Genomic DNA, 15,231 nt, shown 5'->3' with positions numbered 1-15,231 from the left:
TGATCGCGCCTTAGGCGGGGTTGTCTTCCAGCACCAGATCGCTGGCCTTTTCGCCGATCATAATTGCAGGGGCGTTGGTGTTGCCCGACACGATTTCGGGCATGATCGAACAATCCGCCACCCGCAGCCCCGCGACGCCATGCACCCGGAGACGCGCATCGACAACCGCGCCCGCATCATCGCCCATCTTGCAGGTGCCCGTCGGGTGATAGATCGAGGCCGTGTTGTTGCGCGCCCAGTCCAGCGTGGCGTCATAGTCTTCCATGTCCAGATCGGGGTGGGGGCGGAACTCGGCCGAGATTTTCGAGGTGAGCGGTGCGTGACGTGCGATGCGCCGCGCGATGTTCACGCCCTCGACGATGGTGTCGCAATCGGTTTTGGTCGACAGGTAGTTGGGGATGATCTTGGGGTAGGCGCGCCCGTTGGCCGAGGCAAGGCGGATCTCGCCCTTACTCTCGGGGCGCAGCTGGCACACGGACATGGTGAAGGCCGAGAATTTGTCCGCCCCTTTGCCGGGGTTCTCGGCCGAGAGCGGCTGGACGTGAAACTGGATGTCCGGTGTCTCAAGATCCTTGCGCGTCTTGAGGAAACCAGTGGCAAGGCTGGCAGCCATGGTCATCGGGCCGCTGCGTTGGGTGATGTATTTCAGGCCTATCTTGGCTTGGCCAAACAGGCTCGAGACTTCGTTGTTCAGGGTCGGCTCATGGGTTTTATAGACCAACCGCGCTTGCAGGTGGTCTTGCATGTTTTTGCCCACGCCCGACAGATCGGTATGCACGTCGATACCGTGCTCTTGCAGCTGCGCCGCCTCGCCGATGCCCGACAGCATCAATAGCTGGGGCGAGTTGATGGAACCGCCGCTCAGGATGATCTCTTTGGTGGCCGCCACCGTGTGCAGGGTGCCTGATCGGTCTTTGTATTGCACGCCCGTGGCGCGCTTGCCGTCCAATACGATCTTTTCGACCTGCGCGTGGGTGATGATTTGAAGGTTGGCGCGTTTGCGTGCAGGGTTCAGATACGCTACCGCAGTTGAACACCGCAGCCCGTTGCGTGCCGTCAGTTGGAAAAAGCTCACGCCTTCTTGGTCGGCGCCATTGTAGTCGGGGTTGAACTTGTAACCCGCCGCCTGCGCCGCCTCGACCCATGCGTTGGTGATGGGGCGCTCAATCCGCATGTTAGAGACGGATAACGGTCCCTGATCGCCGTGAAACGCGTCTGCGCCGCGCTCGTTATTCTCGGCGCGTTTGAACAGGGGCAGCACATCGTCCCAGCCCCATCCGGTGTTCCCCATCTGCCGCCAGCGGTCATAGTCTTGGGATTGCCCGCGTACGTAAAGCAATCCGTTGAGCGATGATGACCCGCCCAGCACCTTGCCACGCGGCCACTCGATCGAGCGGCCATTCAGTCCGGGGTCAGGCTCGGTCTTGTAGCACCAGTCGACCGACGGGTTATGCATCGTTTTGAAATAGCCCACGGGAATGTGAATCCACGGATTCCAGTCGCGCCCGCCCGCTTCTAACAACACAACATTGTTGCGCGGATCAGCGCTCAGACGGTTGGCCAGGACACATCCGGCAGAGCCTGCGCCCACGACGATGAAGTCGGCGTTCATAGTGAATTCTCCCTAGTGGTGAAGAAAACAGTATACAGGTGGCCGGTTTCAAGCTAGCCTTTTTTGAAACAAAAAGTCTCAAAAAACGGCAAACACTTACGGGAGGAACCAAAATGAGTGTACAAAACAAACTTAATGGAATTTCGCGTCGCGATCTTTTCCGAGTAGCGGGTCGCTACGGGATGAGCTCGACTCTGATGGCTGCGGGTGGCTTTGGCGGCGCGATGAGCCTTGCAAACCTGGCTTCTGCGGCCGAGTCGACCTATGACAAGCGTTTCGCAAAAGAAGCAAAGCACACGTTCAAATTCGGTGCTGCGGGCTTTAACGCACGCAACCTTTTGATCGAACGCGCAGGCGCTCTGGAATTCGCCCGCGACCTCGAAGCACGCACCGATGGTGAGATTCGCATCGAGTTTATTGGCGACAACCAGATCTGTGGCCAGACGTCCTGCGTCGAGAAATGTCAGCAGGGCATCGTCGATTTCTACGCCGCTTCCACGCAGAACTCGGCCGGTGGTGCGCCGTACCTCAACGTGCTCGACTATGCGTATATGTTCCGTAACCGTGCGGATCAGTACCACTTCTTGTACTCTCCCGCGTCGGCAAAGCTGCTGCGCGAACCCTATGAAAAGCGTCACGGTCTGAAGCTGCTCTTCTCGCACGCGGAACTGCGCGGCATCCAGTTGGGTCTGGCATGGGAAGACAAAGAGACTGTCACATCTGTTGACCAGTTGGCGGGCACCAAGAACCGCGTCACGGGCACGCAGCTGGGTCGCATCGCGATGGAAGCGTTGAATCTGAACCCCGTTCCCGTTGCATGGGAAGAGACCCTTGATGGTCTGAAGCAGGGCCTGATCGACGGTGCCGAAACATGGGCATCCGCCGTGGCCTACGCCAACATGTCGCCGGTTGTGTCCCAGTCGGTTCACCTGAACTTCTTCTGCGGGACAGAAGCGACATCCATGAACGCCTCCGTCTTCGACAGCCTGTCGGGTGAGCTGCAAGACGCGGTTCTGGAATCGTCCTACTGGGCGCAAACACACGTACAAGCCGCAAACGAGGCCGCATTGGTGAAAACTGTGGGTCAGTCCGATCCGCAACTGCCCGGCACAATCTTTGCCGAGAACAACGTGCGCAACGCGTTCCTGTCGGATGCCGAGATCAAGAAAGCCGAAGAAATGTGCTCGCCCGAGTTCCAACCACAGCTGTGGGAAGAATGGCGCGAGCGTCTGAACAAGTGGCAAGGTGGCGCCGACACGTATCAGGAAATCTACGACGAAGTCCGCACAATCGATGCGAACACGTTGCCTGAAAACGTAGAGCCACGCCGCTGGTGGAAAGGCTAATCCATCCGGATTGACGACTGGCCGATCCGCACCTCGCGGGTCGGCCTTTTCTATTGCATTTGTCTGCGTTGAACGTCTGTAATAAAGACGCGCGCTGCGCTTTTGAGGGGGGATTTTTTGATGTCGATTTGGTCCGAGGCATGGTCGGTGATACCTGCCATTTTGTCCGCCGATCCGTGGGAGATGAAAACCGCTTTTTACTCTGACGGCATGTGGGTCTTTGGCGTCGTGATTACGCTGTTGGGCGGCATTCTGGCGCATCTGCTGTTCAAAGCGGTCCCGTTCATCGAACGGCATCTGGAGCGCGGCGTATCGGTCATCGCCTATCTGATGATTGCGGGTATTATTTTCTGGGGCGTGATCGACCGCTTTGTGTTCTCGAACCAATGGTCCGGCTCTACCACGGTGCCGCCATTCCTGTTTATGATCATGGCGTGGTTCGGCTGTTCGTATAACGTCAAGCTGCGCACGCATCTCAGCTTTAGCGAATTCCGCTCAAAGATGAGCCCGCCGCGCCAGATGGCCGCCCTGACGATGGATACGGTTTTGTGGTTCGGCTTTTGCTTGCTGGCGATCGTGACGTCGCTGCGTTTTACCGCCTATTCCGCCGATAACTTCCAAATGGTCGACGGGGTCGATGATGTGATGAAGTGGTGGTTCTACATCACTGTGCCCATCGCCTTTACGCTGATGGCGGGCCGTGTTGTGGGCAACTGGTTGGAAGACTGGAGCAATTTCAAGTCGGGCAATCCGATTATCAAACAAGCCGTAATCGGGGGGGATGTCTGATGACAGACGCAACATGGATCACGCTGATCTCTATCGGCGTTACGATGTTCTTTATGCTTGGCACGCCCGTGCTGCTGGTGATTTTCTACTGGGTTGTCGGGTGTAGTTTTGTGATCGACCTGCCGCTGAACAACACAGGCAACGAGTTGCTGAACGTCTTTAACAAGGGCTTTGCCCTGCTGGCGATGCCGCTGTTTATTCTGACGGGCGACTTGATTAACCAGTCGGGCATCGCAAGGCGATTATCCGACTTTGCCTATTCATGTCTGGGCTGGCTGCGCGGTGGCTTGTCCATGGCCTCTATCGCGGCGTGCGGGTTGTTCGCGGCGATCTCTGGCTCGAACTCGGCCACAACGGCGACGATTGGGTCAATGCTGCACCCCGAGATGGTCAAGGGCGGCTATGACGAGCGGTTCTCGGCGGCGACTGCGGCTGCGGGTGGTACGGTGGGGATCATCATCCCGCCGTCGATCATCTTTATCGTCTATGGCTTTTTGCTGAACCTGCCGATCTCGGACCTGTTTATCGCTGGTATTGTGCCTGGTGCACTGATGGTTCTGGCGATGATGACGGCGGCGTTCATCATCTGCACGATCAACGGCTGGGGCTATCTGATCCGCCTGTCACCCATGCGTGTCATCAAGACGGCAATCGGTGCGTGGTTGGGTTTCTTTGCCATCGGGCTGGTGCTTTGGGGCATCTACTCGGGCAAATTCTCCCCGACCGAGGCCGCGGGTGTGACCGTTGGGTTCTGTATCATTGTGGGCATGATCAGCTACCCACTGAACAAGATCATGGGCGACAGCACCGAAAAACCTGTTGAGGAAAAATCGGTTGCCTCAATGTTTGTGGTCGAGGGGTTCACCCTGCTTAATCTCCCCAGCATCGTGTCACGTTCGGCACAGATTACGGGCATCCTTGTGCCGCTGATTGCGGTGTCCGTGGCCATGCAGCAAGTCATGTCATCGCTGGGGGCGAAAGACTTTATCGGTGATTTTGTGACGGGAATGGGCGGTTATCATGCGGTTCTGTTCACCTCGATGGCGATTGTGTTCGTGACGGGGATGATCCTTGAATCGCTGCCCGTGACAATCATTCTGGCGCCGATTTTGGCCCCAATCGCCGCCTCTGTCGGGATTGATCCAATCCACTTCTCGGTGATCTTTCTGGTGGGCGCGTCGATCGGGTTTATCACGCCGCCCTACGGGCTGAACCTGTATGTTGCCAGCGGCGTGACGGGTGTGCCGTATTTCCGTCTGCTGCGGTATACTGTACCTTATCTCATCGCTTTGATAAGTGTCTGGTTTATTGTCGCTTTGACGCCTGATTTGGCGCTGATGCTGCTGCCGAACAGATAAGGACCGCCCCGACCTATGCCAGATAAGACCAGCACCGAAGAAAGATCGATCCCGACTAACTTGAGGTTGCTCTTTCTGCTGGAAGAACTGGCAAAGGTCGGGGTCCCTATCACCCCCACCACCGCGAACGAGGTCTTGCGCCTGCCCAAACCCACCATCCACCGCCTGTTCCACACGCTGGAGGAAGAGGGGTTTTTGCAGCGCGACATCGACGGCCGCTCCTATGCGCCGGGGCAGCGGCTGCGGCGGTTGGCGGCGTCGGTTCTGTCAACGTCGCGTATCCGCATGGTGCGCCAGACCGTCCTGACCAAGCTGGCCGAAGAGGTCGGCGAGACCTGCAACATCGCCATGCCAGAGCGGCACTCGATGGTGTATCTCGACCGTGTCGAGACGAAATGGCCGCTGCGCATCCAGCTGCCTGTGGGGACCGAAGTGCCGTTCCATTGCACGGCGAGTGGCAAGATGTACCTAAGCTCGCTCAAGCCGCGGCTGTTTGCCAAATACCTTGGGATCGCCACGCTAGAGGCGCAAACAGATCACACAATCACCGACCCCGCTGCACTGCGGGCCGAAGTGGAGGCAATCCGCGATCGTGGTTTTTCCACCGACAACGAAGAGTTCATGGAGGGTATGGTAGCCGTGGCGGTGCCGTTGCTGGACCCCCAAGGGCGATTGATGTCCACTTTGTCGATCCACGCACCGATGCAGCGGGTCGATCTGAGCGCACTTCAGGCCCATCTGCCCACGCTTCAGGCCGCCGCGATCGAGTTAGCCGAACTCGTGATGGACTGAGGGCCGCAGCCAGTCGTCTTCGAACGCGATTTGGCTGACACCCGCGAGGCGCTTGATCCGGTCCAGTTCAGCCTCGAATGCGGCCTGCCGCCCCTTGCCCCATGCGACGCCCTGTTCCGGCCAAAGGGCGCGGATGCGCAGGGTGTCTTCGTTGCGGTAGGCCTTCATATCGACACGACCCACCAGACGTTCGCCCTGCATCAGGGGGAATACATAGTAGCCGAAGATGCGTTTGGGGGCGGGGACGAACACCTCGATCCGGTAGTCAAAACCGAACAACAGCTTGGCCCGCTTGCGGTCGCGCAATGCGGGGTCAAAGGGGCTGAGCACGCGCAGACGGGCGGGGGCGGCTTGCTGAACCGCGGGGTCGCGTGCGAGGTTCGGGCGGGCAAAGCACCGTTTGATCTGCCCCTGCGCGCCGGTGATCTCGACCTCCTCGATCTCGCCTGCCGCTAGCGCCTGCGCGCACCATGCCCGCGCCTCTGTCGCGCTGACATGCGCCCAGAAGGCCGCGATCTCGCCCGAGGTGGCAAAGCCCAAGCGGTCGAGCGCGCCGTTGCAGCACCAGTTGATCGTCTCACCCTCGGTCGGTTGCGCATTGGCGGCCCATACCTGCGGATCAAGCGCCCGTTCGGTCAGGTCATAGCGCTTGCGAAAGTTGTCGCGCCCCACCACATGCAACGCCCCGCTGCGCCACAGATACTCCAGCGCGGTCTTGGACGGGTGCCAGTCCCACCATCCGCCCGAGCCTTTCTTTTCGCCCTTGCCCACATCGGAGGTTCCGCAGGCACCGTGGTCGCGGATATGATCCAGTACGGTCTGGAACTGCGCCTCGAACCCGTCGCGGCGCCAGTTGCGCCACTGGCCCTTCAGCTTGGCCGCGTCGCGGGTGCGGCGCATGTGCCACTGCGGATAAAACGCCAGCGGGATGACCGCGGCATCGTGGGTCCAGTGTTCAAACAGGGCTTTGTCACGCTCGTACAGGTTTTGCAGATCATGCGGACGATAGCGCGGCCTGCGGGCAAATAGCGTCAGGTCATGCGCACGGGCCAGCGTGTTGATACTGTCGAGTTGCACAAAGCCCAAACGCTCGATCAAGGTCAGTAAATCCGCGCCATCGGGCGCGCCTTGTGGCGTCTCCAACAAGGCATGGCGGTCCAGAAAAATCCGCCGCGCCGCGCTGTTGGTCAGGCGCGGCAGGGTCATCCGCGTTGTCTGCGCCGCAATGTGTCACCCAGCGACAGCGTCGGTTTCATGGTGATTTTCTTCGGGGTGTCTGGCGCTGTTTCGGGGTTGGAGGCTTCCAGAATAATCTTGGCCGCTTCTTGCCCGATTTCGCGGCGGCAGGCATCCGTCGTCGCCAACTGCCGCGGCAGCCCCGCCAACAGCTCAACCCCGTTGAACCCCGCCAATCCGACCTGTCCCGGCACGTCGATGCCCGCATCCAGCAGGTGCAGCAACCCGCCCGCGCCGATCATGTCATTCGAATAATAGAGGAAATCCAGATCAGGCGAGCGTTCCAGCATCTCCTGCGTCATCTCGCGCCCTTTCAGCAGGGCAGAGCCGCCAGAGTAAAACGCGCGGTCCTCGATCTCTATCCCTTCTTTCGCAAGCGCCTCGGTGAACCCCTCAAACCTTTTGCGGGCGCGGTGGTCCAACGGCATCTTTGTGCCCAGAAAGCCGATCCGCTCATAGCCTTCGCGCAGGATCGCCTTGGCCATGTCGCGCCCTGCCTGACGGTGCGATATGCCGACCATCGCATCGACGGGGTTGCCGTCCACATCCATAATCTCGACCACGGGGATGCCGGAATTCATCAGCATGGCCCGCGTCGCTTCCGAATGCTCGAGCCCCGCGATGATCACGCCCGAAGGCCGCCACGAGAGCATCTCGTACAAGACTTGTTCTTCCTTTTCGGGGCGGTAATCGGTGACGCCGACAACGGGCTGAAGCGGCGTGTCGTCGAACGCTTCATTCACCCCGTTCAGGACTTCGGGAAACACCATATTGCTGAGCGAGGGGATGATGACCGCGACCAGATTGACCCGCTGGGACGCCAGCGATCCTGCGATCTGGTTCGGGACATAGCCCAACTCCTTAGCCGCCGCCAAAACCCGCTCCCGCGTGGTGGCCGAGACATCGCCGCTTTTGCGTAAAACGCGGCTCACGGTCATTTCCGACACGCCACACGCCTCAGAGACATCGCGTAGAGTGAGCGGGCGTTTGGGTGTTTGTGACAAGGCGTTTATCCTGCTGGTTCGTAATATGCCTCTAAGACTAGAGGTTCACCGCATTACAGGCAATCAACGATCTGTTTTCACAGGCTGGATCAGCGCGGAAATTTACGGTATTCGATCCGAACGGCCCCGTGGCTCAACTGGATAGAGCAGCCCCCTCCTAAGGGGCAGGTTATTGGTTCGAATCCAATCGGGGTCACCACAAACGGTTTTGCTGAAAAAGCAAAACCTCGCTTTCAGGCTGAGATCGGGATTCGTAAATCCACGAGTTCGCTTGTGAGCTACGGGGGTATGCCGGACGCATCTATTGATCGGAAAATGCATGTCTACGTGCGATTGATTGTTTATCGGACCATTGGCACAGCTTGCCCCTCTGTCGGGCTTGCAGCCTCCGCGATCTTTCAGGCTAGCTACATCACGGTCTCTGAGCGGTTGTGCTATGCGTTGAAGCGAGACGCCTTTGGGGCGCGGCAAAAGCAATTTGGAGCCGTCATCGTGCAGGGGCGGTTTGGGTAGGGCGTTGTTTGCGTCCTTCCTAGCGTGTTGTGCCAACCTTTCTGTTCCATTTGTAACTGTCTGTGGATAGGGCGCGGCTTTGTCAGGATTGCTGCGATATCGATTTTCTAATTTATTGAAATTTAATTCCCAATTTATGAGAAGGTATATTCAAATCTTGTAGAAATACCGAATCTGCTGCTCTGTTCAGTGCATCAATTCATTGGGGGCGAACATGAAATCACGGACGAAGGTTGTGGTCATCGGAGGCGGGATCGCTGGATGCTCGACTCTGTACCATTTGACCCAAGAAGGGTGGTCCGACGTTGTTCTTATTGAGCGCGACGAGCTGACTTCGGGCACCACGTGGCACTCGGCTGCGCAGGTGACGAACTTTGGCATGAACCAGACGATGGTGGGTCTGAAGACCCACTCGATCAACCTGTATAAAAAGCTGCGTGACGATCCCGAGTATCCTGTAGGCTATCACCACGGCGATGGTGGCATCCGCTTGGCCAATACGCCGGAACAGATGCAGGCGTACCGCCACTTTGCCTCTATGGCGCGGGGCATGGGTACAACGTTTGAAGTCATTGATGCCGAGGAATGCGCGCGCCGCCACCCGCTGATCTCGACCGAGAACCTGCTGGGCGGTTTGTGGGACGGTGAAGACGGTGATATTGACCCGGCACAATTGTGTCAGGCGCTGGCGTTTCACGCCCGCAAAGCGGGGGCAGAGGTCTACCGACACACCAATGTGACCTCGCTGACCCAGCACAAAGACGACACATGGACGGTCGAGACGAACAAGGGCAGCATCGACGCGGATATCGTCGTGAACGCCTGCGGGTACCGCGTGAACGAGGTGGGCGGCATGATGGGCGTGCATCATCCCGTCGCCTCGATGGAGCATCAGTATTTCGTCACCGAGGACATCCCCGCCATTGTCGAGGCAGGCCACCGTATGCCGCTGCTGCGCTGCCCGATCAGCGACTACTATTCGCGGCAGGAAAAGAACGGCCTGTTGGTGGGGTTCTACGAGCAGGAATGCAAAACATGGGGCATGGACGGGATCAGCCCCAGCTTTGCAAATGATTTGTGCCCCGACGATCTGGAGCGCGTCATGGACGTGCTGGAAGGCGCGTTTGAACGGATGCCCGCCCTGACCGAGGTTGGCATCAAGCGGGTCGTGAACGGCCCCATCACCTATACCATCGACGGCGCCCCACTGGTTGGCCCGATCCCCGGCAAGCGGAACGCGTTTTGCATCATCGGCCTGCGGGCGGGTGTTGGCGAAGGCGGCGGCCACGGCTGGTTGCTGGCTCAGCAAATCGTGCATGGCGAGGCGCAATATGACACGTGGTGCATCGATCCGCGCCGCTTTACCGGTCATACGAATGTCGAGCTGACGGCGCTGAAAGCCATCGAAGACTACCAGAACGAATTCCGCTTCCACTTCCCGCATGAACACCGCCCCGCGGGGCGCAACGCCAAAACGACGCCCCTGACGCCGATCATGGCCGCAGAGGGTGCCGAGTTCACGGTTGTGAACGGGTGGGAGCGTGTCGACTACATCAAGCCCAGCAGGGATTTCCACCCCACGCTCAGTTTCAACTTCGACGAAGCCTTCGATATCATCGGTGAAGAAGTCCGCAATGTGCGCGAAAACGTCGGCCTGTGTGAGGTCAACGGCTTTAACCGTTTCGAGATTACGGGCGCAGACCGCCACAGTTTCCTTGATCGGATGTTCTGCGGTGCGGTGACAAAAAAGGAAGGATGCGTGGGTCTTGGCTATCTGCTCAACCACCACGGCATGGTGAAGGGCGAGGCGACGGTTGCCAATATCCCCGCCTCTGATCGCGGCCCGGCGCGGGTTTGGTACGGGTCGGCGGCAGCGTCTGAATATCACGACATGGATTGGCTGACACAGCACCTCGGGCCTAACGAAGACGTGCAAATCCGCAGCCTGACCAACGACCAGACGATCCTTGTCCTTGCTGGCCCCAAAGCCCGCGATGTGCTGAGTGCGTGTGCGCGTGGTGATTGGTCCAAGGCCGCGTTCCCGTGGCTGTCTGTGCGCGAATGTTTCATCGGGTTCTCGCCCGTGACAGTGCTGGGTGTCAGCTTCTCTGGCGAGCTGGCCTATGAAATCCACGCGCCGAACGCATCGCTTTATGCGGTCTACCTTGCCCTGCGCGAAGCAGGTGACGCGCACGGCATGAAGCTGTTCGGGGCGCGTGCGGTTGATTCCATGCGTTTGGAAAAAGGGTTCATGCATTGGAAGGCCGATTTGCTGACCGAATTCGACCCGCTTGAGACAGGGTTGGACCGCTTTGTGAAACCTGAAAAGGGAGCGTTCATTGGGCAGGACGCGCTGAAAAAGCGGATGGCAAACGGGCCGACCCGCAAACTGGTCACCCTCAAGATCGACAGCACGACAGCACCCGCACATGGCGGTGCATCGTTGATGCAGGGGGATACGGTTGTTGGCACCATCTCGTCGGGTGAATGGGGGTACCGCGTCGGGATGAATTTGGCCTATGCGTTTGTGATGCCCGAGCTGTCTGATATCGGCACGGTGATGCAGCTGGACCTGTGCGGTGATCTGGTCGCGGCCGAGGTCATTGCGCCCTCACCCTATGATCCTGAATATGCGCGCATGCGGGCGTAAGACGGGATTACCGACCTGATCTAACGAAGCGATGGCAGCTCCTGCGCTCTCGTCGATATGTCGTTAGACGTCCTCGCCTTTGGCGACTTGGGCTTGGACAGCCGCGATGTCGTCAGCGCTTAGGCCGTAGTCTGCGGCGGCTGTCTGTGCCGTGATATACCCGCGTGCAAGGTCGCGTTTGACGGCAGCGGCGTCGCGGTCACTGGCCGCGCCGTAGCCCGCGCCGCCTGGAAAGGCCATCATCACACGCCGCCCGTGCGCCACAAACTGCTTGCCCTTGCCGTTCATAGCGGTGCCGTCATCCTGCACAATTGTGGTGGGCGCACCGGCACCCCCACCGCGCCGCCCTAACGCGGGATGGTTCACGCGGTCGAACATGGCTTGGATGTCGAACTCATGCCCTTCGCGTGCGCCGACTTCCATGAATTGGCCAAGGCCACCGCGTTGCTGGCCTGCACCGCCTGAATCGGGCCGCAGCTCTTTGCGCCAGATGATGACGGGGCCTGCATGTTCGGTCGCCTCGATCGGCATGGTCATCACGCCCGACGGGAAGGCCGTGGCATTCAGCCCGTCATGCGCAGGACGCGCACCGGAACCGCCAGAGTTGAACGTCAGCACTTCGGAGCGCCGCGCATGGGCGGGGGCAGGCGCATCACTGCGCGGGCGTAGCGACACTTGGAAATTGCACAGGCACGCCGCCCCTTCGGCAGGAACAAGGCCCGGCACGATCTGATCAAAGGCGTTGAACACTGCGTCTGGCACGAAGTGGCCAACGATATGGCGCAGCGCCACGGGGGCGGGATGCACGGCGTTCACGATAGTGTTCACGGGCGCCTCAATCTCGAACGGGGCGAGGGATGCTGCGTTGTTGGGAATTTCGGGCGCGATGGCGACTTTGAGCGCGTAGCACGCATAGGCTTTGGCATAGACCAGCGGGCAGTTGATGCCCTTTTTGTCGACGCCGGAGGAGCCTGTGAAATCCGACACGATGCGATCGTCATGCACGCTCACTTTGACGCGCAGGGTGATCGTCGTGTCGAATCCGTCCATCGTAATCTCACCCACGGCCGAGGTGCGCGGCAGGGCCGCAATCCGCTCCAGCGTGGCGCGGCGGGAGTTGTCGAGGATGAAGGTGGCGATGCCGCCAAGGTCGTCGAGGGCGAATTCCTCCATCATCTCGATCAGGCGGCGGTGGCCGATCTCGTTACAGGTGGCCAGCGCGTACATGTCACCGATCAGCTGATCGGGCTCACGCACGTTGCCGCGCACGATACGGATCAGGGTTTGGTCCACGGTGCCGCGTTCCGCGAATTTCATGATGGGGAGGTAGAGACCTTCCTCGTACACGCTCGCCGCGTCGGCCCCAAAACCACGCCCGCCGATGTCGACGATATGCGCGGTGCAGGCGAAGAACCCGACCAGCTTGCCGTTGTGAAAGGACGGCGTGACCATGGTGATGTCATGCAGGTGGCCGGTGCCTTCCCACGGGTCGTTGGTGATGTAGATGTCACCCTCGAATATATTCTCGCGCCCGATACGGCGAATGAAATGCGCCACGGCATCGGCCATTGCGTTGACGTGACCGGGTGTGCCGGTGACCGCTTGGGCCAGCATCTGCCCTTGCAGATCATAGACCCCCGCCGACAGATCGCCCGCTTCGCGCACCGAGGTGGAAAAGGCGGTGCGCACCAAAGCCTGCGCCTGTTCCTCAACGACCGAGATCAGTCGGTTCCACATGACCTGATAGGCGACGTTCATGTCCTTGGCTGTCATGTGCTTGCTCCCTCGCTGCCACGGTATTGTGGTGGTGCTGTTTGTGCGTCGTCGTCGCGCAACACGATGTCGATACAGCCATCGGGCTGGCAGATGGCCGCACGGCTTTGCGGGACGATGATCGTGGTCTCGGCTTCGGTAATTTGCGCGGCGCCTCGGATCACCGTGCCTGTCTTGAACGCGGCGCGGTCATAGCGGTAGCTCGACAGCACCTTGCCTGCGGCGGGATCAAAGATCGCACATTTGCCGCTGATCACGGCGGTCTTGTACGGCGCGGAGATTTCTTTGCTGCGGGCGACCTGCTCGGGCGGGGTGGTGGCATTGACGGACCAGACGGTGATCTCGATGTCCATGCCCTCGACGGCGCGGCCAAAGAGCTTGACGTAGTCCTCGGTGAAGCGTGCCTCAAACGTTGCCACATCGGGGTTCATCGCCTGTTCCTGCGTCAAGGTGATGGGTATTTCCCAACCCTGACCAGAATAGCGCATGTAGACTTTGAACTCGGACAAAATCTCGCTGTTGGCATCGCAATTGCGGACAAAGCCTGTGGCCTCGGCCTGCAACTCGGCCAGCAGGGTCTTGATCCGCTCGGGGTCGAACCCCGCCAGCGTCATATAGACCGAGCGGTTGGCCTCAAAGCTGAACGGCGCCCGCAGGAACCCGATGGCAGAGCCGACACCCGCCCCCGGTGGCACCAACAAACGGTCCACGCCCAGCTTTTCACACAGACGTCCCGCGTGTAGCGGGGCGGCCCCGCCGAAAGCGATCATGGTATACTCCGACAGGTCTTCACCATTCTCGACGGCATGCACGCGGGCGGCATTTGCCATGTTCTCGTCCACCACCTCGGCCAATCCGAAGGCGGCTGTGCGGGCATCCATGTCCAGCACATCGCCCAAAACGGATTTCAGCGCCTTCTTCGAGGCTTCGTGGTCCAGCTGCATCGTGCCACCGGCAAAGTTATCGGGGTCGAGTTTGCCCAGAACCACATCGGCATCGGTCACCGCAGGCTTGTCACCACCGCGTCCGTAACAGGCGGGTCCAGGCTCGGACCCTGCGCTCTCTGGCCCCACGCGGATCTGGCGCATCGCATCCACATGGGCCAGTGACCCGCCGCCTGCGCCAATCTCGACCATGTCGATCACGGGGATCGAGATGGGCATGCCAGAGCCTTTTTTGAAACGGTAGGTGCGGGCAACTTCGAACACGCGGGATGTCTTTGGCGTCTGGTTTTTGATCAGGCAAATCTTGGCCGTGGTGCCGCCCATGTCGAATGACAGCACCTTGTCCAAGCCATAGCGTGCCGCGATGTTGGCGGCGAAAACCGCGCCTCCTGCAGGGCCACTCTCGACCAGTCGCACGGGAAACTCCGCCGCACTCTCGATCGAGATGATGCCCCCGCCCGAGTGCATGAGAAAGATGTTGCAGCGCACGCCTTCGTCGCGCAAGCGCCCCTCAAGACGGCCCAGATAGGACTTCATCAACGGCTTGATATAGGCGTTGGCGACCACGGTGTTGAACCGCTCGTATTCGCGCATCTGTGGCGAGACTTCGCAGGACAGCGACACCATCGCGTCCGGCATCATCTCGGCCAGAACCTCGCCGACTAGCCGCTCGTGCGCGTCGTTGAGATAGGAGTGGATGAGGCCAACTGCGACGCTCTCAAAGCCTGCTGCGATGATCCGCTCGACCACAGGCACGATGTCCTCGCGGGTCAGGGGCAGCAGCTCTGCCCCCGTCGCGTCCATCCGGCCCGGCACGGTAAAACGCATCTGCCGGGGCAGCAAAGGTTCGGGCAGGGTGAGGTTCAGGTCATATTGCTCAAACCGCGATTCGGTCCGCATCTCGATCACATCGCGGAACCCTTCGGTGGTGATGAGCGCGGTCTTCGCGCCCCGCCGCTCGATCAGGGCGTTGGTGGCGAGGGTGGTGCCATGGATGATCTGGTCAATCTCGACGGGTGCGATGCCTGCCTTCTCACAGACCTGCTGCATCCCGTCGATGATCGCATTTTCGGGGGCCACATAGGTGGTCAGAACTTTGGTCGAAAAGGACGTGGTGCCGACCTCCAGAACGACGTCGGTGAACGTCCCGCCGATGTCGACGCCCAAGCGCACGGATTGTTTGGTCATGGTGGCCCCTCAATTCCAGTTTGAGG

The 15,231-nt window shown here is 59.8% G+C and carries 10 protein-coding genes and 1 tRNA gene; 6 read left to right on the top strand and 5 right to left on the bottom strand.

The window, feature by feature from the left end:
* Nucleotides 1-10 precede the first annotated feature (10 nt).
* The gene (locus ABMC88_RS03900) at nt 11-1,612 is read right to left on the bottom strand and encodes a GMC family oxidoreductase (RefSeq protein WP_349575506.1); all 1,602 of its coding nucleotides are present in this window, start codon (nt 1,610-1,612) and stop codon (nt 11-13) included.
* 113 nt (nt 1,613-1,725) lie between these two features.
* On the opposite strand from ABMC88_RS03900, the gene ABMC88_RS03895 reads away from it, so the two are divergent.
* The 4 genes from ABMC88_RS03895 (at nt 1,726) to ABMC88_RS03880 (ending at nt 5,897) form a co-directional block, all read left to right on the top strand.
* On the top strand, nt 1,726-2,958 hold the full coding sequence (locus tag ABMC88_RS03895; RefSeq protein WP_349575505.1) for a TRAP transporter substrate-binding protein: 1,233 nt from the start codon (nt 1,726-1,728) through the stop codon (nt 2,956-2,958).
* A 120-nt stretch (nt 2,959-3,078) separates the two neighbouring features.
* Complete coding sequence (locus ABMC88_RS03890; RefSeq protein ID WP_349575504.1) at nt 3,079-3,747, top strand: TRAP transporter small permease; 669 nt, start codon at nt 3,079-3,081, stop codon at nt 3,745-3,747.
* Nucleotides 3,747-5,105, top strand: a complete 1,359-nt coding sequence (locus ABMC88_RS03885) for a TRAP transporter large permease (protein ID WP_349575503.1) — start codon at nt 3,747-3,749, stop codon at nt 5,103-5,105. Before ABMC88_RS03890 ends, ABMC88_RS03885 begins: the two co-directional genes overlap by 1 nt.
* Nucleotides 5,106-5,120: 15 nt before the next feature.
* Nucleotides 5,121-5,897, top strand: coding sequence for an IclR family transcriptional regulator (locus ABMC88_RS03880; protein ID WP_349575502.1), 777 nt, complete (start codon nt 5,121-5,123; stop codon nt 5,895-5,897).
* Here ABMC88_RS03880 and ABMC88_RS03875 read toward each other — a convergent pair.
* On the bottom strand, nt 5,874-7,103 hold the full coding sequence (locus ABMC88_RS03875; RefSeq protein WP_349575501.1) for a winged helix-turn-helix domain-containing protein: 1,230 nt from the start codon (nt 7,101-7,103) through the stop codon (nt 5,874-5,876). The genes ABMC88_RS03880 and ABMC88_RS03875 overlap by 24 nt on opposite strands.
* Entirely contained in the window at nt 7,100-8,137 is a 1,038-nt protein-coding gene (locus ABMC88_RS03870) for a LacI family DNA-binding transcriptional regulator (RefSeq protein WP_349575500.1), read from the bottom strand. The genes ABMC88_RS03875 and ABMC88_RS03870 overlap by 4 nt, the downstream gene beginning before the upstream one ends.
* A gap of 122 nt (nt 8,138-8,259) precedes the next feature.
* Between ABMC88_RS03870 and ABMC88_RS03865 the strand changes: the two genes are divergently transcribed.
* Together ABMC88_RS03865 and ABMC88_RS03860 are read left to right on the top strand one after the other, a co-directional pair.
* A tRNA-Arg gene (locus ABMC88_RS03865) sits at nt 8,260-8,336 on the top strand.
* Between the two features lie 528 nt (nt 8,337-8,864).
* Nucleotides 8,865-11,300: a GcvT family protein gene (locus ABMC88_RS03860; RefSeq protein WP_349575499.1), complete on the top strand. Its 2,436-nt coding sequence runs from the start codon at nt 8,865-8,867 to the stop codon at nt 11,298-11,300.
* Between the two features lie 63 nt (nt 11,301-11,363).
* Here the strand turns inward: ABMC88_RS03860 and ABMC88_RS03855 are convergent, their stop codons facing one another.
* A complete protein-coding gene (locus ABMC88_RS03855; protein WP_349575498.1) occupies nt 11,364-13,073 on the bottom strand; it encodes a hydantoinase B/oxoprolinase family protein in 1,710 nt (569 codons plus the stop codon).
* Nucleotides 13,070-15,205, bottom strand: a complete 2,136-nt coding sequence (locus ABMC88_RS03850; protein ID WP_349575497.1) for a hydantoinase/oxoprolinase family protein — start codon at nt 15,203-15,205, stop codon at nt 13,070-13,072. Before ABMC88_RS03850 ends, ABMC88_RS03855 begins: the two co-directional genes overlap by 4 nt.
* Between the last annotated feature and the right edge of the window lie 26 nt (nt 15,206-15,231).

This window comes from Sulfitobacter aquimarinus (assembly GCF_040149565.1).
GTDB classification, from domain to species: domain Bacteria; phylum Pseudomonadota; class Alphaproteobacteria; order Rhodobacterales; family Rhodobacteraceae; genus Sulfitobacter; species Sulfitobacter aquimarinus.
The sequence above is the reverse complement of the archived record's forward strand: the minus strand, read 5'-3'. Positions and strand labels throughout refer to the sequence as shown.

Bases quoted from the DNA above. Each gene is read 5' to 3' on its own strand.
- ABMC88_RS03850 (WP_349575497.1), bottom strand. From the start codon at position 15,205: ATGACCAAACAATCCGTGCGCTTGGGCGTCGACATCGGCGGGACGTTC.
- ABMC88_RS03885 (WP_349575503.1), top strand. From the start codon at position 3,747: ATGACAGACGCAACATGGATCACGCTGATCTCTATCGGCGTTACGATG.
- ABMC88_RS03900 (WP_349575506.1), bottom strand. From the start codon at position 1,612: ATGAACGCCGACTTCATCGTCGTGGGCGCAGGCTCTGCCGGATGTGTC.
- ABMC88_RS03855 (WP_349575498.1), bottom strand. From the start codon at position 13,073: ATGACAGCCAAGGACATGAACGTCGCCTATCAGGTCATGTGGAACCGA.
- ABMC88_RS03860 (WP_349575499.1), top strand. From the start codon at position 8,865: ATGAAATCACGGACGAAGGTTGTGGTCATCGGAGGCGGGATCGCTGGA.
- ABMC88_RS03895 (WP_349575505.1), top strand. From the start codon at position 1,726: ATGAGTGTACAAAACAAACTTAATGGAATTTCGCGTCGCGATCTTTTC.
- ABMC88_RS03875 (WP_349575501.1), bottom strand. From the start codon at position 7,103: ATGACCCTGCCGCGCCTGACCAACAGCGCGGCGCGGCGGATTTTTCTG.
- ABMC88_RS03880 (WP_349575502.1), top strand. From the start codon at position 5,121: ATGCCAGATAAGACCAGCACCGAAGAAAGATCGATCCCGACTAACTTG.
- ABMC88_RS03890 (WP_349575504.1), top strand. From the start codon at position 3,079: ATGTCGATTTGGTCCGAGGCATGGTCGGTGATACCTGCCATTTTGTCC.